At 52.5% G+C, this 25,347-nt stretch carries 30 protein-coding genes and 3 tRNA genes; 24 read left to right on the forward strand and 9 right to left on the reverse strand.

Annotated features, from left to right (window positions below):
* The first annotated feature begins 25 nt into the window (after positions 1-25).
* Positions 26-859 (forward strand): CvfB family protein, encoded by an 834-nt coding sequence (locus F1E05_RS15460; protein WP_150050004.1) that lies wholly within the window; start codon positions 26-28, stop codon positions 857-859.
* A gap of 688 nt (positions 860-1,547) precedes the next feature.
* Here the strand turns inward: F1E05_RS15460 and F1E05_RS15465 are convergent.
* Genes F1E05_RS15465 through F1E05_RS15475 form a run of 3 tightly spaced genes read right to left on the reverse strand, consistent with a single transcriptional unit; the run spans position 1,548 to position 4,260 of the window.
* Entirely contained in the window at positions 1,548-2,339 is a 792-nt protein-coding gene (locus tag F1E05_RS15465) for an SDR family NAD(P)-dependent oxidoreductase (protein ID WP_150050006.1), read from the reverse strand.
* Between the two features lie 53 nt (positions 2,340-2,392).
* Complete coding sequence (locus F1E05_RS15470; protein WP_150050008.1) at positions 2,393-3,481, reverse strand: alkene reductase; 1,089 nt, start codon at positions 3,479-3,481, stop codon at positions 2,393-2,395.
* 50 nt (positions 3,482-3,531) lie between these two features.
* On the reverse strand, positions 3,532-4,260 hold the full coding sequence (locus tag F1E05_RS15475; protein ID WP_150050010.1) for an SDR family oxidoreductase: 729 nt from the start codon (positions 4,258-4,260) through the stop codon (positions 3,532-3,534).
* A 131-nt stretch (positions 4,261-4,391) separates the two neighbouring features.
* Between F1E05_RS15475 and F1E05_RS15480 the strand changes: the two genes are divergently transcribed.
* The 4 genes from F1E05_RS15480 (at position 4,392) to F1E05_RS15495 (ending at position 8,084) form a co-directional block, all read left to right on the forward strand.
* Positions 4,392-5,318: a LysR family transcriptional regulator gene (locus F1E05_RS15480; protein WP_150050012.1), complete on the forward strand. Its 927-nt coding sequence runs from the start codon at positions 4,392-4,394 to the stop codon at positions 5,316-5,318.
* 163 nt (positions 5,319-5,481) lie between these two features.
* Positions 5,482-6,798, forward strand: coding sequence for an amino-acid N-acetyltransferase (gene argA, locus F1E05_RS15485; protein WP_150050014.1), 1,317 nt, complete (start codon positions 5,482-5,484; stop codon positions 6,796-6,798).
* Between the two features lie 30 nt (positions 6,799-6,828).
* On the forward strand, positions 6,829-7,281 hold the full coding sequence (locus tag F1E05_RS15490; RefSeq protein ID WP_150050016.1) for a GDP-mannose mannosyl hydrolase: 453 nt from the start codon (positions 6,829-6,831) through the stop codon (positions 7,279-7,281).
* A gap of 11 nt (positions 7,282-7,292) precedes the next feature.
* Entirely contained in the window at positions 7,293-8,084 is a 792-nt protein-coding gene (locus F1E05_RS15495; RefSeq protein WP_150050018.1) for a metallophosphoesterase, read from the forward strand.
* On the opposite strand, the gene F1E05_RS15500 is transcribed toward F1E05_RS15495, so the two are convergent.
* Positions 8,065-8,604 (reverse strand): RNA pyrophosphohydrolase, encoded by a 540-nt coding sequence (locus tag F1E05_RS15500; RefSeq protein ID WP_150050020.1) that lies wholly within the window; start codon positions 8,602-8,604, stop codon positions 8,065-8,067. The two genes, F1E05_RS15495 and F1E05_RS15500, sit on opposite strands and share 20 nt — an antisense overlap.
* 153 nt (positions 8,605-8,757) lie before the next feature.
* On the opposite strand from F1E05_RS15500, the gene F1E05_RS15505 reads away from it, so the two are divergent.
* Entirely contained in the window at positions 8,758-9,414 is a 657-nt protein-coding gene (locus F1E05_RS15505; protein WP_150050022.1) for a histidinol-phosphatase, read from the forward strand.
* Between the two features lie 3 nt (positions 9,415-9,417).
* Here F1E05_RS15505 and F1E05_RS15510 read toward each other — a convergent pair whose 3' ends face one another.
* Positions 9,418-9,648, reverse strand: a complete 231-nt coding sequence (locus F1E05_RS15510) for a sulfurtransferase TusA family protein (protein WP_150050024.1) — start codon at positions 9,646-9,648, stop codon at positions 9,418-9,420.
* A gap of 71 nt (positions 9,649-9,719) precedes the next feature.
* On the opposite strand from F1E05_RS15510, the gene cysG reads away from it, so the two are divergent.
* Together cysG and F1E05_RS15520 are read left to right on the forward strand one after the other, a co-directional pair.
* On the forward strand, positions 9,720-11,123 hold the full coding sequence (cysG, locus tag F1E05_RS15515) for a siroheme synthase CysG (protein ID WP_150050026.1): 1,404 nt from the start codon (positions 9,720-9,722) through the stop codon (positions 11,121-11,123).
* A 208-nt stretch (positions 11,124-11,331) separates the two neighbouring features.
* Positions 11,332-11,667 (forward strand): c-type cytochrome, encoded by a 336-nt coding sequence (locus F1E05_RS15520; protein ID WP_150050028.1) that lies wholly within the window; start codon positions 11,332-11,334, stop codon positions 11,665-11,667.
* A gap of 96 nt (positions 11,668-11,763) precedes the next feature.
* Here F1E05_RS15520 and F1E05_RS15525 read toward each other — a convergent pair whose 3' ends face one another.
* From F1E05_RS15525 to F1E05_RS15535, 3 genes are all read right to left on the reverse strand, one after another.
* A complete protein-coding gene (locus F1E05_RS15525; RefSeq protein ID WP_150050030.1) occupies positions 11,764-12,390 on the reverse strand; it encodes a hypothetical protein in 627 nt (208 codons plus the stop codon).
* A gap of 136 nt (positions 12,391-12,526) precedes the next feature.
* Positions 12,527-13,735, reverse strand: a complete 1,209-nt coding sequence (locus F1E05_RS15530) for an argininosuccinate synthase (RefSeq protein WP_150050032.1) — start codon at positions 13,733-13,735, stop codon at positions 12,527-12,529.
* Between the two features lie 414 nt (positions 13,736-14,149).
* Positions 14,150-14,950 carry a helix-turn-helix domain-containing protein gene (locus tag F1E05_RS15535; protein WP_150050034.1) on the reverse strand — a complete coding sequence of 267 codons (801 nt, stop codon included), beginning with the start codon at positions 14,948-14,950 and terminating at the stop codon, positions 14,150-14,152.
* Between the two features lie 69 nt (positions 14,951-15,019).
* On the opposite strand from F1E05_RS15535, the gene F1E05_RS15540 reads away from it, so the two are divergent.
* The 4 genes from F1E05_RS15540 (at position 15,020) to purH (ending at position 18,521) form a co-directional block, all read left to right on the forward strand.
* Positions 15,020-15,496 carry a hypothetical protein gene (locus F1E05_RS15540; RefSeq protein WP_150050036.1) on the forward strand — a complete coding sequence of 159 codons (477 nt, stop codon included), beginning with the start codon at positions 15,020-15,022 and terminating at the stop codon, positions 15,494-15,496.
* Between the two features lie 191 nt (positions 15,497-15,687).
* A complete protein-coding gene (dusB, locus tag F1E05_RS15545) occupies positions 15,688-16,665 on the forward strand; it encodes a tRNA dihydrouridine synthase DusB (protein WP_150050038.1) in 978 nt (325 codons plus the stop codon).
* The gene (fis, locus tag F1E05_RS15550; RefSeq protein WP_150050040.1) at positions 16,666-16,929 is read left to right on the forward strand and encodes a DNA-binding transcriptional regulator Fis; all 264 of its coding nucleotides are present in this window, start codon (positions 16,666-16,668) and stop codon (positions 16,927-16,929) included.
* Positions 16,930-16,958: 29 nt separating this feature from the next.
* On the forward strand, positions 16,959-18,521 hold the full coding sequence (purH, locus tag F1E05_RS15555) for a bifunctional phosphoribosylaminoimidazolecarboxamide formyltransferase/IMP cyclohydrolase (RefSeq protein ID WP_150050042.1): 1,563 nt from the start codon (positions 16,959-16,961) through the stop codon (positions 18,519-18,521).
* Between the two features lie 134 nt (positions 18,522-18,655).
* On the opposite strand, the gene F1E05_RS15560 is transcribed toward purH, so the two are convergent.
* Positions 18,656-19,897, reverse strand: coding sequence for a M20 aminoacylase family protein (locus tag F1E05_RS15560; RefSeq protein WP_232056676.1), 1,242 nt, complete (start codon positions 19,895-19,897; stop codon positions 18,656-18,658).
* Between the two features lie 242 nt (positions 19,898-20,139).
* Between F1E05_RS15560 and csrA the strand changes: the two genes are divergently transcribed.
* From csrA to F1E05_RS15620, 12 genes are all read left to right on the forward strand, one after another.
* Positions 20,140-20,331: a carbon storage regulator CsrA gene (gene csrA, locus F1E05_RS15565; protein ID WP_150050044.1), complete on the forward strand. Its 192-nt coding sequence runs from the start codon at positions 20,140-20,142 to the stop codon at positions 20,329-20,331.
* Positions 20,332-20,343: 12 nt separating this feature from the next.
* A tRNA-Ser gene (locus tag F1E05_RS15570) sits at positions 20,344-20,434 on the forward strand.
* 65 nt (positions 20,435-20,499) lie between these two features.
* A tRNA-Arg gene (locus F1E05_RS15575) sits at positions 20,500-20,576 on the forward strand.
* A 15-nt stretch (positions 20,577-20,591) separates the two neighbouring features.
* Positions 20,592-20,667, forward strand: a tRNA-Asn gene (locus tag F1E05_RS15580).
* Positions 20,668-21,143: 476 nt separating this feature from the next.
* Positions 21,144-22,211: a tyrosine-type recombinase/integrase gene (locus F1E05_RS15585; protein WP_150050046.1), complete on the forward strand. Its 1,068-nt coding sequence runs from the start codon at positions 21,144-21,146 to the stop codon at positions 22,209-22,211.
* Positions 22,211-22,831, forward strand: a complete 621-nt coding sequence (locus tag F1E05_RS15590) for a hypothetical protein (protein WP_150050048.1) — start codon at positions 22,211-22,213, stop codon at positions 22,829-22,831. Before F1E05_RS15585 ends, F1E05_RS15590 begins: the two co-directional genes overlap by 1 nt.
* A 189-nt stretch (positions 22,832-23,020) precedes the next feature.
* Positions 23,021-23,251, forward strand: coding sequence for a hypothetical protein (locus F1E05_RS15595; protein ID WP_150050050.1), 231 nt, complete (start codon positions 23,021-23,023; stop codon positions 23,249-23,251).
* Position 23,252: 1 nt separating this feature from the next.
* On the forward strand, positions 23,253-23,786 hold the full coding sequence (locus F1E05_RS15600; protein WP_150050052.1) for a hypothetical protein: 534 nt from the start codon (positions 23,253-23,255) through the stop codon (positions 23,784-23,786).
* A gap of 153 nt (positions 23,787-23,939) precedes the next feature.
* Positions 23,940-24,320: a GntR family transcriptional regulator gene (locus F1E05_RS15605; RefSeq protein WP_150050054.1), complete on the forward strand. Its 381-nt coding sequence runs from the start codon at positions 23,940-23,942 to the stop codon at positions 24,318-24,320.
* A gap of 199 nt (positions 24,321-24,519) precedes the next feature.
* Positions 24,520-24,915, forward strand: coding sequence for a DUF5681 domain-containing protein (locus F1E05_RS15610; protein WP_150050056.1), 396 nt, complete (start codon positions 24,520-24,522; stop codon positions 24,913-24,915).
* Positions 24,912-25,133 carry a hypothetical protein gene (locus F1E05_RS15615; protein WP_150050058.1) on the forward strand — a complete coding sequence of 74 codons (222 nt, stop codon included), beginning with the start codon at positions 24,912-24,914 and terminating at the stop codon, positions 25,131-25,133. Before F1E05_RS15610 ends, F1E05_RS15615 begins: the two co-directional genes overlap by 4 nt.
* Entirely contained in the window at positions 25,130-25,312 is a 183-nt protein-coding gene (locus F1E05_RS15620; protein WP_150050060.1) for a hypothetical protein, read from the forward strand. Before F1E05_RS15615 ends, F1E05_RS15620 begins: the two co-directional genes overlap by 4 nt.
* Positions 25,313-25,347 lie beyond the last annotated feature (35 nt).

A 25,347-nucleotide genomic window follows, 5' to 3' on the forward strand; every position in this document is an offset into this window, starting at 1 on the left:
TCCGCCAGCCCTACCCCCTTTACCTATGCTAGAACTCGGCAAATGCAATACCTTAAAAGTCAGCAGTCAGCGCGACCTACACTACTACGTGGACGGCGGCGCGTTGGGAGAAATCCCGCTGAGCAACGCACCGCCGGATTTACAAACCGGCGATACAGTCACGGCTTTCGTTTACATCGACGGCAAAAACCAAACCCAGGCGACGTTGCAAACGCCCAAGGCCCAAGTTAACGAAGTGGCGTGGTTGAAAGTCGTCTCCACCAGTCACGCCGGCGCATTTTTGGACTGGGGCCTGCCCAAAGACTTGCTGTTGCCGTTCAGCGAGCAAAAAGGCAAGGTCAGCGAAGGCCGCCATTGCCTGGTGCGCTTGTTTCTGGACGAAGACAATCGCATCGCCGCCTCGATGCGTCTGGACGATTTCATTCAAGACCAAGCCTTTTATTACCAAGCGGGGCAACAGGTAAAATTGACGATAGCAGAAGCTACCGAATTGGGATTTAAAGCCATTGTCGACGATCACTATTGGGGGGTGTTATACCGCAACGAAGTCTTCCAGCCGTTGAAAAAAGGCCAAACCCTGACCGGCTACATCAAAAACGTTCGAGCCGACCACAAGCTGGACTTAACGTTAAACTCCGCCGGCAAATACGGCGATAAGGTGCACGCAACGGCGGAAAAAATCCTGGCCGCTTTGCAACAAACGGGAGGCTTCTTGGCCCTGACCGACCGCAGTTCGCCTGAAACCGTTTACGCCACGTTCGCCGTCAGCAAAAAAATCTTCAAACAAGCCATAGGCAATCTATACAAACAGCACAAAATCGAGATTCAGGCGGACGGAATCCGTTTGCCCCGAGGGTAAACGGTTCGTCAACAACGGCGGGCGGGCATGCAATGCCGTGTGACAAGCCATGAGGACAACCGATCACGGCAAAGCCAATCGAGTGGCATAGTCAATGATTTAGCGCTCGCTCACCCCGCCCTTACTAACAAAAGTTTCGGAGTTCGTTTTTACCGGCCTAGCGTAGGCTCATTGTTGATTTCCAAGGCCTCAAGCCTAAGCGTTTTGGGCCTAGTTAAAGGACTTGCGAAAACCAACACTGTATGTGTGCATCAATGGCCTCCATCACCCTGGCGACTGCGTCACCCGATACCGCTTTCAGGCTATCCAAAGCCTCCGGTAATCATGGCGCGAAAAACGTGCCACAGTTTGCCGGTCCGTGCTGTTGGCGGATAGCCGCCAAATGGATGGACGCAGTATAGGCTGCATAGTGGTTGCTTTGCTCTTTCAGGAAGCCTGAGGTACTGCTTGGCATCTTTGCAATACACATCAATGGCCCGACGCATCAAATACAGTTTCAGCATTTGAGCCGCTGACAGCTCCTATCGGTCGCCAGAAAGACCGCCCGGGATGCGCACCACCGCAGGCATCCCGAGCGTTCAGGCTTGGCGGTTACGGCGCCGCATAGGCAACCGCCGTTTTTGGCCGTCCGGAAAATGACGACGGCAGGGTCGGCGAATCCACCCTGCCGTCGCGGATCAATTTCAGATCAGAATGCACTTTTGATCACGCCGCCGTCAACCCGCAGCGCGGCGCCGGTGGTTGCCGAGGCCAACGGGCTGGCCAGATAACAGACCAGCGAGGCAACTTCGTCGGTCGTCGCGAAACGTTTGATCAACGACGTCGGACGGACGGTTTCGAAGAATTGTTGTTCGAAGGCCTCGAAACTTTGGCCTTGTTGCGCGGCCAGCTCGTTGACGAAATCGCCGACGCCGCGCGAGCGGGTCGGGCCGGGCAACACCGAATTGACGGTGATGCCGGTGCCGGCCACGTGTTCGGCCAGACCGCGCGCCACCGCAATTTGCGCGGACTTGGTCATGCCGTAATGGATCATTTCCGCCGGGATTTGCACGCCGCTTTCGCTGGAGATGAACACGATCCGGCCCCAGTCGGCGGCGCGCATCGCCGGAAGATACAACCGGGCCAAGCGCACGCCGCTCAGCACGTTGACTTCGAACAGCCGGCGCCAGTCGGCGTCCGGAATGTCTTCGAACGCGACCGGCTCGAAGATACCGAGGTTGTTGATCAAAATATCCACCTGGGGATGGGCAACCAGCAAGGCTTCCGCCGCGTCGGCCCGCGACAAATCGCCGGCAAAGCCGAGTAGTGGCTGGGCGGCGAACGGCGCGAGTTCTTCGATCGCCTGCGCCACCGACTCCGGCGAGCGGCCGTTGACGATGACGTTCGCGCTTTCGCCGGCCAGCGCCTTGGCAATGGCGAAGCCGATGCCGGCGGTGCTGCCGGTCACCAGTGCGGTTTTGTCGTGTAATTGCAGATCCATAACGACTCCTTACCGATTGCGGTGATAGGTTCTGTGTGGCTGAGACTAGCCGATTAATACTGCAAACAGGGGAAATCGATGTAGCCCGTGGCGCCGCCCGGCGTGTACCAGTGGGCCACGTCGGCTTCCGGATTCAATGCCGCGTTCTTGGCAAAGCGTTCGACCAGGTCCGGATTGCTGATGAACGGCCGGCCGAACGCAATCAGGTCGGCCGCGCCGGACGCGACAGCTTGTTCGGCGCTGGCTTGGTCGTAGCCGCAGTTGCCCATCAACGGCCCGTGGAAATAGTGACGGAATTCGGTCAAAGTCATCGCGGCGCCGAGATGGTGAAATCCAAAGCCCAGGCCGTCCATCACGTGCAAATAGGCCAGGTTGAGTTTGTCGAGTTGTTGGGCAACGTAAGCGAATTGTTCGCGATAATCGGCCGAGCCCATGTCGTTGAAGGCGCCATTGGGCGACAGCCGCACGCCGATGCGGTGCGATGGCCATACCGTGGCGATCGCCGCGACCACTTCGCCGAGCAGCCGATAGCGGTTTGCGATGCTGCCGCCGTAGGCGTCGTTGCGCTGATTGGTTTTGGAGTGCAGAAATTGGTCCAACAAGTAGCCGTTGGCGGCATGGATTTCGATGCCGTCGCAGCCGGCCCGCAAGGCGCGTTCGGCGGCGCGGCGGTAATCCTCGACGATACCGGCCAATTCGGCGGTTTCCAGCGCGCGGGGCGTTTCGTAAGGTTGTTTGCCCATAGGCGTGTGGATGTAATCGCCGTTTAGTTTTATCGCGGACGGCGCGACGGCCGGCTCGCCGCCGTGAAAGCTGCTGTGCGAGGCCCGGCCGCAATGCCACAGTTGCATGAACATCTTGCCGCCCCGGCTGTGTACCGCGTCGGTCACCGGCCGCCAGGCCTGCGCCATCGCGTCGCTGTAAATGCCGGGTGTTTCCACCCAGCCCAAGCCTTGCTCGGAAATCGAAGTCGCTTCGCTGATCAGCAAGCCGGCGGAGGCGCGTTGCCGGTAGTATTCGGCCATCGTGGCATTGGCCAGCCGTTCCTTGCCGGCCCTGGCGCGGGTCAACGGGGCTAGTACCACGCGATTGTTCAGCGTTAAATCATGCAATGGAAAGGACGTTAATAGTTGCTTGGACATGGTTTGCTCCTGGATTAGTTCGTGTTGTTCATGGAAAGCGGTATTTGGGTTCAATTCATGCCGCCGTTGGCGCGCAAGACCTGGCCGTTGATCCAGCCGCCGTCCGGGCCGGCCAGAAAGGCGACGAGCGCGGCGATATCGTTCGGTGTGGCGATGCGCTCCAGCGGCGGCAGCTTGCGTAAGCGTTCGACTTGTTCGGCAGTCTTGCCTTGGAAGAACAACTCGGTATCGGTCGGTCCCGGCGCGACGCAATTCACCGTGATATTACGGCCGCGCAATTCGTTGGCAAAGGTGCGGGACAAGGCTTCCACCGCAGCCTTGGAGGCGTTGTAGACCGCGTAGCCGGGCAGGGCCAGACCGATCGCGCTGGTCGAAAAATTGACGATGCGGCCGCCGTCGTTCAAACGGGTCGCCGCTAAACGCAAGGTGTTGAAGGTGCCTTTCAAGTTGACCGCGACGATGTCGTCGAAGCTCGCGTCGTCGGCCTCCGCCAGCGTTTGCAATGGCATGATGCCGGCGTTGTTGACCAGTAGGTCGATGCGGCCCAGTGCTTGCTCGGCGTTGGCGAATAACTCGGCGACTTGCGCCGGATGACTTACATCGGCTGGCAAGGCGACGGCTTGCCGGCCGATCCGGCGGATTTGCGCGGCGACCGCTTCGGCGGCCTGAGCGTTAGCGGCGTAATTGACCGCGATGTCGAAGCCGTCTTGCGCAAGACGTAGCGCGACGGCTTTGCCGATACCGCGCGACCCGCCGGTGACTAAAGCGACGTTTCCCATCCGAACCTCCGTGGTTTGCGGCGCAACCGCGCCGGTTGAAATAGACGGGATTCAGTATATTTTTAGGAATTAATCGGATAAACGGGCAAATTCCGATAACACTGTTCAAAATCGAATAACAGTTCTCCACGATGAATCAACTCGACGCGATTAAAATCTTCGTCCGGGTCGCCGAAGCGGCCAGTTTCACGCAGGCAGCGGCGGATTTAGGCCTGCCCAAGGCCTCGACCTCGCTGGCTGTACAGTGGTTGGAAAACCAGACCGGCATCCGCTTGTTGCACCGCACCACCCGGCAAGTACAAATGACCCAGGACGGCCAGGTGTTTTACCAACGCTGCCTGGAATGGCTGGCCGACGCCGAAGAATTGCAAGACATGTTCCGAATCGATCCGGCCGACGTGCGCGGCCGGTTGCGAGTGGATATGTCGGTCGGCGCGGTGGCCGGCATCGTGATGGCGCGCTTGCCGGAATTCATGGCCCGCTATCCTAACGTCGAAGTCGAACTCAGCGCCGCCGACCACTTCGTCGATATCGTCGGCGACGGCTTCGATTGCGTGATGCGGGCCGGTAACATTTCGGACTCGCGTTTGGTTGCCCGGCGCTTGGGCGCCTATCGGCAAATGAACTGCGTGAGTCCCACTTACGCCGCCGCCCACGGCGTCCCGCAAACCCTGGCCGAGTTGGCCGAACATCGCCTGATTCACTATGCCTTGAGCTTGGGCAGCAAACCGGCCGGCTTCGAATACGTCGACGCCGCCAGCGGCGAGGTCCGCAACCTGCCGATGGCCGGCAAGCTGACCGTCAATAGTTCAATCGCCTATTTCTCCGCGTGTCTGGCCGGCTTGGGTATTATCCAAGCACCGGAACCCAACCTGGAACCCTACGTTCGGCGCGGCGAGTTGATCGAAGTTCTGCCGGACTATCGGGCCGAACCGTTGCCGGTAACGCTGCTATACAGCAACCGCCGCCATCTGTCTCGGCGGGTGCAGGTCTTCATGTGTTGGCTGGAAGACATCATGAAGCCGTATTTGCAGCCGATAGCGCCGACGCGGACCTAACGATGAGAGGGATTAGCACCGCAGGACTCGTCCGATTGGCGTCCCGGCCTATTCCACCACTATTTCCGGTTCCTTATCGGTGGACAAGGCTACCACTGGACTTCGCCCGTGCATCTAAACTACCATGCCCCGCTCGTCATTTTGCCTGGATAACACTCGGTTTATGCAAGACCCTACTACCTTCGTCAATTGGTTCAGAAACTCCGCACCTTATATACACGCGCACCGCAATCGCACGTTCGTGATCTTTTTCAGCGGCGCGGCGGTAACGGAAACCGGTTTCGATTCGCTAATCCATGATCTGGCCATGCTGAAAAGCCTTGGCGCCCGCTTGGTGTTGGTGCACGGCATACGCCCGCAAATCGACGAACGGGTATTACAGCAAGGCGACACGCCAAAATTTCACCACCATTTACGCATCACCGACATCAACACCCTGCGATACGTCAAGCAAGCCGCGGGCTTGGTTAGGGTGGAGATAGAGGCTTTGTTGTCCATGGGCGTGTCCGGATCGCCGATGGCCGGCGCTAAAATCCGGGTGGCTTCCGGCAATTTCGTCACCGCGCAACCCTTGGGAGTACTGGCCGGCATAGATTACTGTTATACCGGCAAGGTCAGACGCATAGACGCCGAAGCGATACACCAACAGTTGGATCAACAAAACGTGGTGTTGATTTCACCGATAGGCTATTCGCCCAGCGGCGAGGTGTTTAATGTATCGGCGGAAGAAGTGGCCACCGAGGTGGCTATTGCCCTGCATGCCGAAAAATTGATCCTGTTGACCGACCAACTGTGTTTGTCGCCGGTCGACAAACAGCCGATACAACAATTGACTGCCGATCAAGCCGGCCGCTTGTTGCAACAATACCCGGACATGCCGGAACCGGTGGTACATTCTTTGAATGCCGCGATTCAAAGCTGTCGCCGCGGCGTGCAGCGCGCACATTTGATCGACCGGCACGTAGACGGCGGCCTATTGCTGGAATTGTTTACCCGCGACGGTGTGGGCACGCTGATCAGTTCGCAAGAATTCGAAACCTTGCGCCCCGCGACCTTGGACGACATCGGCGGCATCATGGAATTGATCAAGCCTTTGGAACAGCAAGGCATCTTGGTCAAACGCTCCAGGGAAAAGCTGGAAATGCAAATCGGCGACTATATCGTCATCGAACGCGACGGACTGATCATCGGTTGCACCGCCTTTCACGTCATGCCGGACGGACAAAATGCGGAAATCGCCTGTCTGGCGGTACACCCGGAGTATCGCAAAGGCGCCCGCGGCAATCGCTTGCTGGAACATTTGACGCAAAAGGCCGCCCAACAGAGCATCGAACGCCTGTTCGTCCGTTCCACCCAAACCGCGCACTGGTTCGTGGAGCGCGGGTTTCTCCCTTGCGAAATCGCCGATCTACCCGAACCGATTAAAATGACCTACAACTATCAACGCAATTCCAAAGTGTTTTACAAAACCATTGCTTGAATACTGCCCCACCCAACGTTTCCTATTCACATGTTGAGCAAAGAAGAATTCCTGGCTACCGTAAAAAACACCCCGCTGGTTTCCATCGATTTGGTGGTTCGCGCGCAAAACGGCAAAGTCTTGATGGGCAAAAGAATCAATCGGCCTGCAGCCGGCTATTGGTTTGTACCGGGCGGGCGAATTTATAAAGGGGAAACCCTGGAAGATGCATTTAAACGCATTAGTTTGACCGAATTGGGTATTGAACTGGAAATTTCGGCAGGGGTTTTATTGGGCGCTTTCACCCATATTTATGCCGACAACTTTGCCGGAGCTGCCGGAATAGGCACGCATTATGTGGTGCTGGCCTATCAGTTGCACTTGGAAGCAGCCGACTTAGGCTTGCCGGACCAACAGCACAGTGCTTACCGCTGGTTCGCCGCGGACGACGACCTAAGCGAGGCCCATTTCAACAGCCTAGCGTATTTTCCTTATCTGCAATAACTCTGTTAGCCATGGCTACCCATACCGTCTTGCAAATCACCGATTTGCACTTAAAAACGCCGCGCGCTGCCACCATGCTGGGCATCAATACCGAAGCGTTTTTTCTACAAACCTTACGGCACGCGCTGGACGCACACCCCCGGTGCGATTTGCTGTTGCTTACCGGGGATTTGGCTCAAGACCCGTGCCAGGAGGTCTATCTAAGAATTCGTCAACATCTGGAAAAGACCGGCCTACCCTGCTTATGTTTGCCCGGAAATCACGACGACTTCGAACTCATGCAGCAAAACTTGAGCGGCGGCCAAATAGTGTGCGAACGCACTTTTCAATTGGGCGCCTGGTCTATCATTGTCTTGCATAGCCAGCAGGCTGATAGCCAAACCGGCACGTTAGCCCAAGCGGAATTGCAGTTTTTGCGGGAAACGTTGGAGCACAATGCCCACCGCCCGACCCTGATCGCGGTTCATCATCATTGCATAGCGACCGGCTCGCCCTGGATGGATAGCATGCAGATCGACAACAGCGCAGCGTTTTTGCAACTATTGGCCGAATATCCGCAAGTCAAACTGGTAACCTGCGGCCACGTCCATCAAGAATTCGCCCGCAAATTCGGCACTATTAGCCTATTCGGCACGCCCTCCAGCTGTTTTCAATTCGCCCCGCAATCCCATCAATACGCGTTGGACAATCTGCCGCCGGGATACCGACTTTTTTCGCTAGTCGACGATGGAACATTCGCCACCGAATGCCGCCGCGTGCCGTTGGATATGCGGGATTTAGACCCTAAAGCGCCGGGCTATTAACCTCTTGCAAACCGTTTAGATAGCCGGAGGCGTCTATGCCGGCGTCTCCCGTCAGTAACAACGCGCCCAATTCGTCCATGGCTTTTCGATAAACTCTGCGCTTGAAGTACACAACGTCCTGCAAAGGGTACCAATACTCCACCCATTTGTAGCTATCGAACTCTTGTTTTTGCCCGCAATCGAAACGCACGATGGATTCGTCCGCGCGCAAGCGCAACATAAACCAAATCTGCTTTTGGCCTATGCATAAGGGCAGCGAATTCTTGCGGATGTAGCGTTCAGGCAGCTTGTAGCGCAACCAATAGCGGGTACGACCGATGATCTGAACGTGCTGCGCCTGCAAGCCGGTTTCTTCCCACAATTCCCGATACATCGCGGTTTCAGGATCTTCATTGCAATCGATTCCGCCTTGTGGAAACTGCCACGAGTTGGCCCCCTTGCGTTTGGCCCAGAACACACGACCCTCGTCATTGCAAAGGATAATGCCGACGTTAGGCCGGTATCCTTTCGAGTCTATCATGTAAAAACCTGTACTATATGCGGCCCGATCGGAACGACGGAATGTTAAAATCGCCACCGGGCCCGCCAATAAATTAATGGGCGCAATTGTTCCACAAATGCGCGGCGGAAACCATAAGCCGCTCGGTTTAATTTCTTAACTATCAGGTTTTACGTGAGCTTAGCGATTTTCGATTTGGACAACACGCTGATCGCCGACGACAGCGACTTCTTATGGGGACAATTTCTGGTCGACCGCGGCATAGTCGACAAGAGCTATTACGAGGAAGCCAACGCGAAGTTTTACGAGGATTACAAACACGGGGTATTGGACATCGTGGCGTTTTTACGCTTCTCTTTGGCGCCGCTTGCCGCGCACAAAGCCGAACAACTGCATCGCTGGCGCGACGAGTTCGTTCGCGAGATTATAGAGCCGATTACTTTGCCGGCCGCACACGAGCTGGTCGAAAAACATCGGCAAGCCGGCGATACGCTGCTGGTCATCACCGCGACCAACCGTTTCGTCACCGAACCCATCGTCAAGCTATACGGCATCGATTACCTGCTGGCGACAACCCCGGCGCAAGCGAACGGCGAATATACCGGCGATTTTATCGGTACTCCCTGTTTTCAGGAGGGTAAAGTCCGTCACTTGCAGCAATGGCTTAGTGCCAACGGAGAAAGCCTGACTAACAGCTGCTTTTATAGCGATTCGCACAACGATTTGCCGCTGCTGCGTTTGGTGGACAAACCGGTGGCGGTGGATCCGGACCCCACCTTGAGAGACGAAGCCCAACGGGCAGGTTGGGATATCATCAGCTTGCGCGGCTAGACGCTATTTTTTCTTGATATAAAAAATTTGCCGGTCCGGCTCGCGCAAATTATGTACCAGCGAATGGCCCGCCTGATCGATATAAACGCCGAAATCCAAGTGTGCCGCGGGATCGGTAGCAATCACTTTCACTACCGCACCGCTTTCTATCGCCATGATGGCCTTTTTCAACCTCAATAACGGCAAGGGGCATTGTAATCCGGTCGCGTCGACCTCAAAATCAAATTCGAACATTTGCGTTTTCTCAGGAATTCTCTAGTCCCTGCATCATATCACCAACATTACCCGCCGAAAATCAAGCCGATATGGAATACTTCCCCTTGTTTATGAAGCTCGCCGAGCAACCTTGTCTGGTCGTTGGGGCTGGCGACATTGCCGCTCGTAAGATCGAAATTTTAGGCAAAACCGGCGCGCGTATCAGCGTCGTCGCGCAAGACATCGGTAGCAGCGTTGCGGCGCTGCAACCCGGCTTGAACCTTGACATCCGGCAAAAAGCCTTCGAAGCCGCCGATGTTACGGGCATGCGCTTGGTCATTTCCGCTACCAACGATAGAACAATCAATGAACTAGTCGCCGCCGCCGCCCAAGCCTCGGCCATTCCGGTAAACGTGGTAGACAACCCGGACTTATGCAGCTTCGTGTTTCCGGCTATCGTGGATCGCTCACCGCTAATCATCGCCTCGTCGACAGGCGGCCTCTCCCCCGTTCTGGCCCGCTTGGTAAGGGCCAAAATCGAAAGCGCAATTCCCGCCGCTTACGGCGCTCTGGCGCGGTTTGCCGAGAAATTCCGTCAGCCGGTAAAACAAGCCATTACGGACATCAATCAACGCAGAGCATTTTGGGAATCCGTATTATCCGGACCCATAGCGGAATTGGTTTTTTCCGGAAAAATCGACCAAGCGGAACAGCGCTTGAGCCAGGAATTACATGCTCAAAACTCTGTCGACGCTAAACGCGGCGAGGTTTATTTGATCGGCGCGGGCCCCGGCGACCCGGATTTGTTAACGTTTAGGGCACTGCGCCTGATGCAACAAGCCGACGTGATCGTCTACGATCGTTTGGTATCGGCCGGCATTCTGGACATGGCCAGGCGCGACGCGCAAAAAATCTACGTCGGCAAACAACGAAGTCAGCACAGCCTAGCGCAAGAATCGATCAACGAGCTACTGGCTAATCTAGCCTTGGCCGGCAAACGCGTCGCCCGGGTAAAAGGCGGCGACCCCTTCATTTTCGGACGTGGCGGCGAAGAGATCGAAACCTTGATGCAACAAGGCATAGACTTTCAAGTAGTACCCGGAATCACCGCCGGCGCCGGCTGCGCGAGTTATGCCGGCATTCCGCTAACCCACCGCGACCACGCCCAATCTTGCACCTTCGTGACCGGCCATTTGAAAGACGGCACGATCAACCTGAATTGGAAACAATTGGCAGTCCCTAATCAAACCATAGTCATCTACATGGGCCTGGTCGGTTTGCGTGCGATTTGCGCCGCACTGATCGAGCACGGCTGTCCGGCTGACCATCCGATCGCTATCGTGCAACAAGGCACCACGTCGCAACAGCGGGTATTGACGGGAACTCTTTGCAGCATGCCGGACCTTGCGGAGCAAGCGGACATCAAACCACCCACCCTGATTATCGTCGGCAGTGTAGTCAGACTGCATGAAAAACTGTCCTGGTTTCGTAGTTCGCCGGCAAGCCGTATTTAGCCGGATTAAAGGCATTTGTTTTTTCAGTAGACTTTAAGTTATGGAGTTAACACTTAGCGCCGAAAGCCCGTGAAATGCTCCTGTTTAACAGAAAAGCGATTGAATTTTTCTGCAAAATTCCCTATCCTTTCACGCGTTTTTCCCATTGGTCTGTAGATTGCTTGTGAGATCTACGGCTTTCTTTAAATCACAACGAGAGAACACAATAATGAAAAAATCATTCGGTTTATTAGCAGGTGCAATCCTGATTGCAATCAGCAGTCAAGTCGCCGCCGGCGAAGCGGAAGAAGTTGGCGCAAAAATCTACGAACGCGCTTTCGGACGCGGTTGCGGAGCTTGCCACGACATCGCCTCTAACCCACAACTGAAAGAACTGATCAAAGCGGGTAAATTACCGAAAGACCAATTCGCTACTGTTTTGAAAAACGGTAAAAACGGCATGCCTAAAGCGATGGAAGCCATCATGGCAGTTGGCCCTGTCAAAAAAGCAGGCTACACCGAAGATCAAGCGATCGACGCAGTTTACTCATTCTTGAGCCAATAAGACTACCGGCGTTTTAGACGCAAAAAAGCCGCCCACGTTAGTGAGGCGGCTTTTTTAATGGGCGCAAAAATCACACCGACAAAGCGACGATTACGATTAGCGTTGCTGCTTGTCTCTCTCCAATAAAACCGCATAACCGCTTTGATGCGTTAAACGGTATCGATAGCGCAACCAGATTCCCGCCACCCCGGCCAGCATTAAACCGCAGGAAATAAAAGTTAAATAAACGAAATCTTTTAAGTCAGTGACTTCCTTTATCAATTGCTGATTGACGCCGGGGTCGGCCGATTTGGCTGGCGAATTAGGCGCGTAACCATTCAGCACCTTGACGTCGCTTTTGAGATCCTGCAGGGTGTTCAGCGAATCCGTCAGGCTTCCCCGTTTGATACTGTCTTCCAGAGAGCGGAGTTTGCTTTCTATAGAACCGCTGACCAAACCGAACATCTGAGCTTTCAAAGCGTTGATCTCTGCTGAAATCGCCGGATTTTGCAAAGCGTAAGCGGCTTGCGCGATTTGACCGGCATCCGCTTTAGCCGTAAACGAGGGCTTAGGCACGACGATTAAGCCCAAGATAAACACCGCCAGCATCAATACAAATACCAAGCCCAGCAATATTCGGTTGGCTTTCACTAAGGCTCGGTGTGTCTGCACAACCTGAAGCATCGCTAGCGGACTTGCGTCGCTATCGGCACCATCCGGATTAATCTCAGGCTTATTGCTCATTATTGTTATGTATGGCTAATCAGGAAGCGGTATCGGGAGAAAACGGCGACTAAAAGGCGCTCAACACCCCCCGATTCAGTTGCTCAATTATACAAACTTCCTCGGAAATGTCCTGTTTTATGACGCTAATGGCGAATCACCGGCCTTTTTTTGCGGCGATCCTCATCCTTAACGCATTGAGTTTAATGAAGCCTTCCGCATCTTTCTGATTGTATGCTCCGCCATCTTCCTCGAATGTAGCGATGTTTTCGTCGAACAAACTATTGTCGGACATGCGCCCCACCACGATAACGTTACCTTTATAGAGCTTGACTCTGACTTTGCCGTTTACATTGAGTTGAGAAGCGTCGATCATGGTTTGCAGCAATTTCCTTTCCGGACTCCACCAGTAACCGTTGTAAATGAGTGACGCGTAGCGCGGCATCAATTCGTCCTTCAAATGCGCCACTTCCCTATCCAAAGTTAAAGATTCGATGGCGCGATGAGCTTTCAGCATTACGGTACCGGCCGGAGTTTCATAACAACCGCGCGATTTCATGCCCACATAACGGTTTTCGACAATATCCAAACGGCCTATGCCGTTAGCCCCGGCGATTTTGTTGAGATTTTCCATCACCTGATGCGGCGTATAAGGAATGCCGTCGATCTCGACAATGTCACCGTTGCGATAAGTTAACTCGATATAGGTGGCTTGATCCGGCGCGTTTTCCGGGGAAACCGTCCAGCGCCACATATCCTCTTCCGGTTCCGTCCAAGGATTTTCCAATATCCGCCCTTCGTACGAAATATGCAGCGAGTTGGCGTCCATCGAATAAGGGGACGATTTACCCTTTTTCATTTCCACGGAGATACCATGGCTTTCCGCATAATCCAACAGTTTTTGCCGCGAATTCAAATCCCATTCCCGCCAAGGGGCAATCACTTTGATGTCCGGACGCAAAGCGTAAGCCCCCAGCTCGAAACGCACCTGATCGTTGCCTTTGCCGGTTGCGCCGTGGGAAATTGCGTCGGCCCCGGTTTCGTTGGCGATTTCGATTAAGCGTTTGGCGATCAACGGTCTGGCGATCGAGGTACCCAACAAATATTCGCCTTCGTAAATCGTATTGGCCCGAAACATCGGAAACACGAAATCCCGTGCGAACTCTTCGCGCAAATCGTCGATGTAAATTTCTTTGATACCCGCGGCGCTCGCTTTAGCCCTGGCCGGGTCTAACTCTTCACCTTGGCCGATATCGGCGGTAAAAGTCACTACCTCGCATTGGTAAACATCCTGTAACCACTTTAAAATCACCGAGGTGTCCAGGCCGCCCGAGTAGGCAAGCACGACTTTTTTAACGTCGGACATAATTTGTTTCGCACCCTGTTTATTTAAAAAGTGGGCGAAATTATATAGTGCCCGCCGGAAAACTTGAATGATTAAAAAAGTATCCCCGCAGGATCGGACCGCAGTTTTGTTTGAGCGGTAAAAAACCCTGTTTTTAATGTGCCCCGCGAGCCTGCAGCAGCAGAATTTGTCCCAAGCTACGTAGCCTTACCCATTGCTCCAGTTGCCAACCGCCTAAAAATACTCGCGCACGGTATCGAACAAACGCTGTTGAACAGGTTTGACGGCGATTGCGGCTGGAACTGTCATAAGCTTCGCTGGCATCCGGAACGGACCGGCGGATTAGCAATCGCTCGCTTTTTTTGTTAATCAAACTTGCACCTTTGTTTGGCCGCAACGCTTACCCCATTGCTGTGTGGTCGAGCGATTAAGCAATCACGTTTGCAATCGAGCCAAGCGGCGCAGACTGATGCTGGGCACCGCCCCGAACGTTTTGCGAAAGTCGTGACAGAAGTGGGCGGAATCGCTAAAGCCGGCGGCGTGGGCGGCGACGGTGAAATTATCGCCCGACACAATGCGGGTCAGCGCTTGGCGCATGCGGCTCCAGGCACGGTAGCGGCGAAACGGTACGCCGATTTGTTGGACGAACAGGTGTTGAAAACGCGACGGCGACAAACCCGCTTGCGCAGCCACGGCAGCCAACGGGGTCAACTCGCCATTGTGGCAATGCAGGTATTCGAGCGCTTGCCGCAAGCGCGGATCGACTACCGCGCCGGACGATTTGCGCTTGGCATATTCCAGCAAATCCCGTAAAGCATCCGCCGTCCAGTCGGATCGGTAGCGCTGCTCGTATAGTTCGCGCATAAAGGCGATTTCGCCGCCATCGGCAACCAGCGCACCGTGTTGCGCTTGGCCGTTTTTCAGCAACGGCAGAAAAGCGTCAAGGCCGGCGACGGTCGGTTCCAGGTAAAGCACGGTAATCGGCTCGCCGCCGACCGCCAATTCGTGCAGCACGCCGGCGGGGATCACGGCGGTGCGGCACCAATGCCAATCGGTGCCGGGCAAACGCAGGCGGAATTTCCCATACAGCCCGGCCAGAAATACCGGTGCGCCATGCTGGTGAGCCGCGCAGTCATACAACGGCCCACTGAAAAAGGTACGGCCGTCGCGGATGTCCCACAGCGCATCGAAAGCTTTGATCGTAGCAGGTTGGTACAAGCGCGGAGTTGGCATCATCGGTTACGCTCCCACTCGTCGCACCGGCAAGATTTGCCGCCGTCAACCCATTGTTTGCCGAGGATTCTCATGTTTCAATCATCCACCTTTAACACCACTCACTTGATTCTGCTGGCCGGGGCCGGCTTATGCCTGAGCATGGCCTTGGCCATTGCCTGGGTATTGGGCGTCAGCTTGTTTTTTCCGAACAGTGCTTTAGCCGAACATTTAGTCGAGCGCGACGACGTGATCCGCGCCCATATCGATTATCTGATGATGGCGCAGTTTTTGTTGATTTTTTTCTTAGCCTTTCGCCAGTGGCATATCGAGCCGCCCCTGTGGCTGGTTGGCGCTTGCTGCTTTGGGGCGTTTTTCAATCCGTTGGCATTTTTGCTGCGCGGCTTGACGCCTAAAGCTCCGATAACGGTAGTGGTGGAACCGCATTTTCCGTTGCCGGCGGCACTGAGCTTTAGCTTGACCACCGTCGGGTTTCTGGGTGCAGTGCTGTTGGTGATGCGGGCAGCTTGGCGGTGTTATGCCAACGGCAAAAACAACGGCGATTTATAACCCGGCTCTCAAATACCCTTCGTCCTGTCGTAGGACACTCCCCTCGTTCAAATTCAAGCGGGAGTAGCGCGTTAAGCAGCCGTAGCCTATCGCCAAAATGGCTTTAGACTTGGATTAAACCGAACAAATTTCGTCAACCCGGCGCGAAGTTTCGGGTATGATGTGCGGCCTTTTTGGAAGTGCAAACCCGCATGCAAATCGGCCCATACTCCTTACCGAACCGCGTGATGCTGGCGCCGATGGCCGGCATCACCGACAATCCGTTCCGCCGCCTATGTGCTGAATTCGGCGCCGGATTGACAGTGTCGGAAATGGTGACGTCCCACACTCAATTGCAAAATCACCCCCGCACCTTACGCAAAACGGTTATCGACGGCGAGGTCGGTTTACGCTCTGTTCAGATACTCGGCACCGAACCGTCCCAGTTGGCCAAAGCCGCTCGTTTGAACCAGGAGCGCGGCGCTCAAATCATCGACATCAACATGGGCTGTCCGGCCAAGAAAGTGTGTGCGATCGCTGCCGGTTCGGCCTTGTTAAAGGACGAAGACTTAGTCGAGCGCATTTTGTCGGCGGTAGTTGGAGCCGTGCAAATCCCGGTTACCCTGAAAATCCGCACCGGTTGGGACAAAAACCAAAAAAATGCGTTAAAAATAGCCCAAATCGCACAGAATTGCGGAGTAATGGCCTTAACCATCCACGGCAGAACCCGGGCCTGTAAATTCGAAGGGCACGCCGAATACGATACGATCAAAGCTGTGAAACAAAGCGTCGGCATTCCGGTCATTGCCAACGGCGACATCGACAGCCCGGAAAAAGCGGAACGTGTGTTAAATTACACAGGGGCCGACGCCGTGATGATAGGCCGGGCTGCGCAAGGCAGGCCTTGGATATTTCGCGAAATCGATGCGCAGCTCAACCAGCAAAATCCTTTCGTCATTTCGATGAGCGAAATCAAAACCGTCATCGACCGTCATTTACTCGATTTATATCGTTTTTACGGTAACTCCAGTGGTGTTAGAATCGCTAGGAAACACATTAGCTGGTATTTAAATCAGATCGGTAACGTGCCGCCGGCCATTAAACGGTGCATCAACCAAGCCGAAACCCCTTCACTACAGCTAGCCCAAGTCGATACAGCGTTTAAATACATCATCCCCCGAGTCGTTTAAATGGAAGATCAATCTACCCCCCTTAAAAGCGCTGCTAGTCAAACGCTATCCGATCATGTACGCCAATGCGTCGAAGATTATTTTAGCCATCTCAACGGACATGACTCTAGCGGGCTTTACCAGCTGGTATTGGCGGAAGTGGAAAGGCCCTTACTCGAAACGGCGATGAAGCACGCCGACTTCAACCAAAGCAAAGCCGCCAAGGTATTAGGTCTAAGCCGCAGCACCTTACGAAAAAAACTGGATCAATACGGCATTGGTTAACCGCCGAATTTATCATCACCGAGGACTACATGAACAAAAAAGTAACCCGCGCACTGGTCAGTGTGTCGGATAAAAACGGCGTTTTAGACTTTTGCCGTGGCCTGCACCAGATGGGCGTCGAATTGTTATCGACCGGCGGTACCGCAAAATTGCTCGCGGAACACCAAATTCCGGTTACCGAAGTGTCGGATTACACCGGTTTTCCGGAAATGATGGATGGACGCGTTAAAACCCTGCACCCCAAAGTTCATGGCGGCATTTTGGGCCGAAGGGGGATAGACGATGACGTCATGGCCGCCAACGGCATAAGCCCCATCGACATGGTAGTGGTTAATCTGTATCCCTTTGAGCAGACCACGGCCGATCCAAATTGCGACCTGGCGACGGCTATCGAAAACATCGATATCGGCGGTCCGAGCATGTTGCGCGGCGCAGCCAAAAACCATACAGATGTGGCCGTAGTAGTAGACCCGGCCGATTATCCTGCAATTTTGGAGCAGCTAAAAAGCCATGCGGGCAACTTGAGCTTGCAAACCCGCTTTGAACTGGCCGTCAAGAGTTTCGAACACACCGCCCGCTACGACACGATGATTTCCGCGTATTTAGCGAAACAAATCAGCGCAGACGACTTTCCGCAAACCTTGAATCTGCAGTTTTACAAATTGCAAGCCATGCGTTACGGCGAAAATCCGCATCAAAACGCCGCCTTTTACAGAGAGAAATCCCCCGCCGCCGGCACCATCGCCTGCGCCAAGCAACTGCAAGGCAAAGAACTTTCTTACAACAATATTGCGGACGCGGACGCGGCATTGGAGTGCGTTAAAGCATTCGACGAACAAGCCGCGTGCGTAATCGTCAAGCACGCCAATCCGTGCGGAGTCGCAATCGGAAACGACATTTTGCAAGCATACGATCTGGCGTACGCGACCGATCCGACCTCCGCCTTCGGCGGAATCATCGCCTTCAACCGCGAGTTGGACGAAAAAACCGCGACAGAGATTGTGCAACGCCAATTCGTTGAGGTGATCATTGCCCCCTCGGTTAGCGACGGCGCTAAATCAGCGTTGAGTAAAAAATCCAATGTCCGTGTATTGGAAACCGGTGTCTGGAGCACAATAAAAGCCACCGGCTTAGAATTCAAACGCGTCGGTGGCGGCCTACTGGTGCAGCAAACCGACGCCGGTTGCATCGACAAAAATGACGTCAAAATCGTCAGTAAACGCGCCCCGACTCCGCAAGAAATGGCCGACTTGATGTTCGTCTGGAAAGTTGCGAAGTTCGTTAAATCGAACGCCATCGTTTACGGTAAAGAAGGCAGAACGATAGGCATAGGCGCCGGCCAGATGAGCCGGGTATACTCCGCCAAAATCGCCGGCATCAAAGCCGCCGACGAAGGCTTGTCGGTACCGGGATCGGTGATGGCTTCCGACGCCTATTTTCCGTTTCGAGACGGCATAGATGCTGCCGCAGCGGCAGGAATCACCGCCGTCATTCATCCCGGCGGGTCGATCCGTGACGCGGAAGTCATCGCTGCCGCCGACGAACATAATATTGCCATGGTGTTGACCGGCATGCGGCATTTTAAGCACTAACTTTTCCTGCAAAAACTCGCCGGCAGAACCTATGAATGCGATCTGCCGGCGGCTGCAATTTTCGTCTTAACATCGTCGGGCATCCGGTTTATCCCCTGACTCACCGCTTCCATTGCACCCTCTTGCCACAATAATCACCCTAGGCAAGGTAAACACGTTTCTACCAATTTCACCCAATAACTCGCGCCTAACGCCAATATCTCATCGTTAAAATCATAACTGGGGTTATGCAGCATACAGGGTCCGCCACCGTGGCCGTTTAGCCGATGATCACCTTGGCCGTTGCCGATAAAGCAGTAACTTCCGGGCAACAGTTGCAGCATATACGCAAAATCTTCCGCCCCCATGACCGGAAGCTGGACCAGAACATTATCCTCCCCTACCAGACCCGCCATCACGTTTTTCGATATTTCGACTTGCTCCGCGTGGTTGACTGTGGGCGGATAACCTTTGAAAAACTCGATATTGCAGGTCATGCCATAGGCCTGACAAATGTGGCTAGAAATTTCGCGCATACGCTGTTGAATCAGGTCCATCAAATCAGCAGAAAACGTGCGTATCGTACCGGTTAACTCGCAGTTGTCGGAAATTACGTTGGTTGTCTCGCCGACATGCATTGTAGTGATCGACAATACCCCCACGTCTAAAGGATTCGCCGAGCGCGTCAATATTGTCTGCAAGCCTAACACTAGCTGAGCGGCTACCGGTACCGGGTCCAATCCCATATGAGGTAGCGCGGCGTGACATCCCTTGCCAATAATCACGATGCGAAACGTATCGAATGCAGCCATCACTGGACCCGGGCTGATTGCGAACCGACCGACTGCAATGCCTGGCCAATTATGCATGCCATAAACGGCCTGCATCGGAAACTTTTCGAACAATCCATCCTTTATCATCGCCGCGGCACCGCCGCCGCCCTCTTCAGCAGGCTGGAAAATGAAATAAACCGTTCCATCGAAACATCCACTATCCGATAAATGTTTAGCTGCAGCCAATAGCATCGCCGTATGCCCGTCGTGACCGCACGCGTGCATTTTGCCGGTTACTTTAGAAGCGTGCGGGAAAGTATTTTGTTCTTGGATAGGCAACGCGTCCATATCCGCACGCAAGCCTATTGCGTTTTTCGACTGCCCGCTTCGAAGTACACCTACCACGCCTGTGCCTCCTAATCCGCAATGAGTTTGTATCCCCCATTGCGACAACAGTCGCGACACCAATTCGGATGTCTTAAATTCTTGAAAACATAGCTCCGGGGTTGCATGCAAATCGCGCCGCAACGCGATAAACTCTGAAATCGAATCCCGAATTTCCGGCACAACGCTGAAATCGGCAGCTAAGTCATCAAACCTATCTTGCTCCGGCATATTTCTCATTCAATTGTCCCATACTCAACCTCAACCATTTTTCAACAGCTAAACGACAGCATCACCCACGAAAGTCCCTTTAAATGAAGAAGCAACTCCACGCCGACGTACTACGCAATGCCTCATACTTCTTTTTCAACCTTGAATCACCACAAAAGCGAAATAAATTTCCATTTTTTGTTAAAAGCGAATAGAATTACTAACTCAGCTTGCACTGCAAACAAGTGCTTTTGGATATGTAGGGAGATTATATGCTTATCTTGACTCGTAGAGTGGGGGAGACATTGATGATAGGCGATGACGTTACTGTCACGGTCCTCGGAGTAAAAGGCAATCAGGTTAGAATTGGCGTTAACGCTCCGAAAGATGTTTCCGTTCACAGGGAAGAAATATACGAACGAATCAAGAAAGAGCAATCCGAATCCAAACCATCCGATATATAAACGAACGAATTAGGAGAGATGGCCGAGAGGCCGAAGGCGCTCCCCTGCTAAGGGAGTATGTGCCAAAAGCGCATCGAGGGTTCGAATCCCTCTCTCTCCGCCACTTAATAATAAAAAATAAAGGTTGACACAATAAGAAAATCAGCCTAGAATGCACAGATCAATTAGGCGCCCGTAGCTCAGCTGGATAGAGTACTCGGCTACGAACCGAGCGGTCGGGAGTTCGAATCTCTCCGGGCGCGCCATTACAAATACATTATTCCCCTGTAGCTCAGTCGGTAGAGCGGGTGACTGTTAATCACTAGGTCGGCGGTTCGAGCCCGTCCGGGGGAGCCAGATAAATCAAGGGCTTGCAGAAATGCAGGCCTTTTTTTTGCCTAATTGGGACACTGGCGGGACACTACGCCATAACAATCAGCAACAAACCCATGAACTCAAGAGTGGGCTTTGAGCAAGTGAACCACCTACCCTTTCCCAGCCAAAACTTCTAAATCAGCTCAAAATAAACACGCATCAAGTTGGCTAAAAAACTAGCCAAAACGGTTGCTTTTTATTCTTAAGTGCCCCTTCAGTGACCCATAGCATCATATGAATTTTTTAACTAAATGCTTTAAAAGGATTTGTTAACACTAGAACTAGTGATTACTTATCATCTGTTGCTGTTTTTTGTTCTTTGTTGTAGCATTTCGTCGAAGCAAAAAAGCGGGCCTGAAAGTGCTACCAACACCGCCAGACCCTAACCATCCACTTAACGAGACAGGTTAAGCAATGGCTACCGCAAATTATACCGGCCATTGCCCCAAGGGGTTTGTATGGCAACCATCGAAACACGCACCGCCGATAGTGGCGAAAAATCTTATCGGGTAAAAGTTCGGCTGAAAGGCTACCCTGCGCAATCCGCAACCTTTGACCGACTGACTGACGCCAAGAAATGGGCAGCGGCTACTGAGTCAGCAATCAGAGAAGGCCGACACTTCAAAACCGCCGAAGCTAAAAAGCACACCCTCGCTGAAATGGTGGATAGATATATCAAAGACGTTTTGCCGACCAAGCCCAAACAAGCTATTAAACAAGCCCAACAACTCGAATGGTGGAAAGAAAAAATCGGCGCTTATGCATTAGCCGATATAACCCCGGCCATGATTGTTCAGCATCGGGATGAACTAGCCAGTGGTGAAACATACAGAGGAACACCACGAAGCCCCGCTACCGTTGTTCGATACATGGCGGCGCTGTCCCATACTTTCACTATTGCCGTAAATGAATGGCAATGGCTGGAAGATTCGCCAATGAGGAAAGTTAAAAAGCCTAAGGAATCGAGGGGCCGAGTTCGCTTTCTGGACGACGACGAGCGCCAGCGCTTTTTATCGGCTTGCCGAGAATCCACCAATCAAACCCTTTACCTGTGCGTCATTCTGGCGCTGTCCACCGGCATGCGGCAAGGTGAATTGATGGGCCTGAAATGGCAAGATGTGAACCTTAAAGATGGGTTCATCATCCTGCACGAAACCAAGAACGGCGAGCGGCGGCGAGTGCCTTTAGCGGGTCATGGCTTGGACTTATTGCGAGAGCATGCCAAAGTTAGGCGACTCGATACGGATTTGCTGTTTCCCGGCAACATCCACAAAGACAAGCCGATAGACCTTAGAAAGCCCTTCGAGAATGCCTTACAAGCCGCACAGATTAGCGACTTTCATTGGCATGACCTACGGCATTGCACAGCGTCTTATCTCGCCATGAACGGGGCTAGTTTGGCCGAGATTGCTGAAGTCTTAGGGCATAAAACCTTAGCGATGGTTAAACGTTATGCCCACCTATCCGACGGGCATGTTAGCAATGTAGTTGCCAGCATGAACGCCAAGATTTTCGGAGGTGTGTAATGGATTGGACTAGAGAAGAAATTGAACTTACCGAAGAATTTATTCGGAATCAACCAAAGCAAGTCGAACTAAGGCCAGAGCCTTTAGACCCGACTGACGACGAAATTATGGACGGCTCTGTTTCCGGTTTTATCGACTGGGATGCCTGGAAAAAATGGAAAGATATTACACCGGAAGAAGCGGCGCATTTGGCATTTCTAATCGATTTTCGGCTTCGTCAGGGTGACTTTTCAAATAAACCTAGGTTTCAAATTGAAGGTGAATTAAAAGATAAAATCTCTAAAATGACCCGTGATTTAAAAAACGTAAGTGAGGCTTGGACGCTATCCGGTTTGGCGCATTATTTGGGCGATGATACTCCTATTCGTATGATGCAAGCGGTGGCCGACGACAACGAGACACTTAGCAGGTCTACAGGTGTTTATGCTGAACGTGATAAAGATTTTATAGCATGGATTAATGACGCCAAGCCGATCTTAAATGAAATGACTAAGAAAGAGATACATAAAGCGTTAATAAATAGAAACCGCACATTGTGGATACATGGGTTTGCTGATTGGTGGAAGTATCAAAAATTTCATGAAGGCAAACCGGGACGAAGAAAGCGAAATCTAATCTAGTGACTTTTCATAAGGGGCTACAAGCCCCTTTTTTATGCAAGCTAGAAAAGACTGAACTTAAAAAATAGGCGATTTAAATCACCTATTTAATCTCCTGTTTCACCAGTTTAATAAAAAAATTAGTTGGTTATGATGACACCATCAATAGCGATAAACGATAATTCATCAACATATTGTCGAGGTGACAACATGACTCAAAAAACTAACGCCGTTCTACCGGCATTTACTTATCTAACGGTGAATCAATTCTGCGACGAATATCCTGCATTTAAAAAAGGCGGGGTTCGTTCTTTAATATTCAACGAATACGAAAACCGATTAGCAGAATCAGGCGCAATCGTTCGTGTCGGCAGGAAGGTCTTGATAAACGTTCCGAAGTGGTTCGCTTGGATCGAGTCACAAAATCATGGCGGTGCTTAATATGAACAGCACTGATTTAATGATTTACACAATCCAACGCATTGTGGACGGTTCTGAAGCTTACGAAGCCAACATAGGGCCAACGTCGCCACTTGCGGCCAGAGAGCTACAGAAAAAGCTAACGGGCGATAAATCCGCTAGGAAAATCACCTACACACCGCCAGACGGCATTAAACGTAATCTCTTGATACCTCAGCGCCATTTTGAGCTTATAGCGAGGCTAGGCGATGGCAATTGGCATGCAATCGAGTCGCTTAAATCTATCAGGAGCGAAACCAGAAAGCCGGTGGCTGATATGCGGGCGCTTGGTTTGATAATCGAAACAGACCGTAAGAAAAATGCTTACCGCTTGTGTGGAGAGGTTGAACTTTATCCGCTGGGTTTGGGTATTGGTATTCCGTCAGTTTGCGATTTATTGCCGAGCCTAAGCGAGTGCCTGGAAATCGAGAAGCTGAAAGCAAAAGCCGAGATTGCCAAGCGCATATCGAGAGCAAAGCGCACAGCTATTGCGTTAGAGGGTTTTAGCTATGACTAGCCAACGAAAAACCGCTCCGCACGGCTATGCAAAGGCGGTCTATATCAAACAACAGCAAAGTCATTCTACCGAATTGATTAGGCGCATAAAGCTAAAATTTGTTCAGCTGGCTAGTTGGCTGTCGCTGTTTCCGCATTAAGTAAAAACCCAGTTATGGCAAAGAAAAAACCAAAGCTGGGGTATGACCAGAGAGGCGGCGTTTTAGCTGTCTCTCGGGCCATGCGTGAATCGTTTACTTATGAGTCGATGCCACCGGCTGCCAAAGTATTAATGGATTTATTGCAGCTCCAATGGCGCAATGATCGGCATGTTGCCTATGGTGTAAGGGAAGCCGCAAAGAAAATCGGGTGTAAGCCTGATACCGCTAGCAAGGCCTTTAATATCCTTCGTGAGCGTGGCTTTATCGTTTGCGCTGATGAAGCGTTATTCAACAGCAAAGGAGGCAGCAAAACGAGGGAATGGCGCTTAACCTGGATGCCGTTTGAATGGAAAAATCCAACGCACGATTGGGAAAAATGGCAGCCACAAAAATAAATCAACCGTCCCAAAATGGAGTACACAAATTCAATTTGTATGCTCTATTTTGGGACACAAATTTTATTCAGCTTAGTTTGTATCCCGTTTCGGGGTACGCAACACGACAAAATCAATGACTTACAAAATCATTGCGTGCTCCATTTTGGGACACACCTACATTAACCACAGATAGTGAAAAAAACAGAGGCCAAACAATATGCCGACTCCGAAATTTAAACCAGGTCAATCCGGCAACCCAAAGGGCAGGCCAAAGGACAAAACCCCGGCCACATTGCTTAGAAAGTCGATAGCCTATGACATGCCGGAAATCGTTAAAACCCTGGTCGAATTGGCCAAGGGCGGCGATGTTCAAGCCGCCAAAGTGCTACTGGATAGGATTTGCCCACCACTTAGGCCGCAAGCTTTGCCTATTGCTTTACCGGTTAATGGTTCGTTATCTGAACAAGGCAACGAAATCATCAGGGCAACCATGGCCGGAACAATTCCGCCGGACATTGGCAGCCAATTGATAACGGCGCTGGCGCATCAAGCCAAGATTATCGAAATCGACGAACTGACAAAACGGATTGATGCCTTGGAGCAACGGCAATGAATATCAAGTCGAGAATTGCCCAGCTTGAGAAGCAAGGCCAAGCAACCGGGGACAGAGAGCAAATCAAAGCTCAGCTTGAGAAAATATTGTTTCTCGCAAAATCAACGCCACGTATGGAGTTGGAACCAAAGTCTATTTGCTGGCTATCACCTAAGCAAAGCAATGCCGGCAAAATTTTTTTGTCGTTGTTTAAGGAATACGGGGTAGCCATTAAATGAATCTGAGCAAACGATTGGAAAAGTTGGAGCAGGCCCAAGATGTTGATAGCTATAATGGTTTAGCGATACTGATTTCGGATTTGTATGATGAAGGTGCGGATGCGGCGATTGAACGCTGGAAAGCCGAGAATGGGCCGGTTGCTGACAATACCTTTTTCATTGTCATGGTGAATTTATGAGTAACCAGCTACTTTCGAGAAAGAAGAAAGTTGAA

Origin of the sequence: Methylomonas rhizoryzae (assembly GCF_008632455.1) — a bacterium.
In the GTDB taxonomy this organism is placed as follows: Bacteria; Pseudomonadota; Gammaproteobacteria; order Methylococcales; family Methylomonadaceae; genus Methylomonas; species Methylomonas rhizoryzae.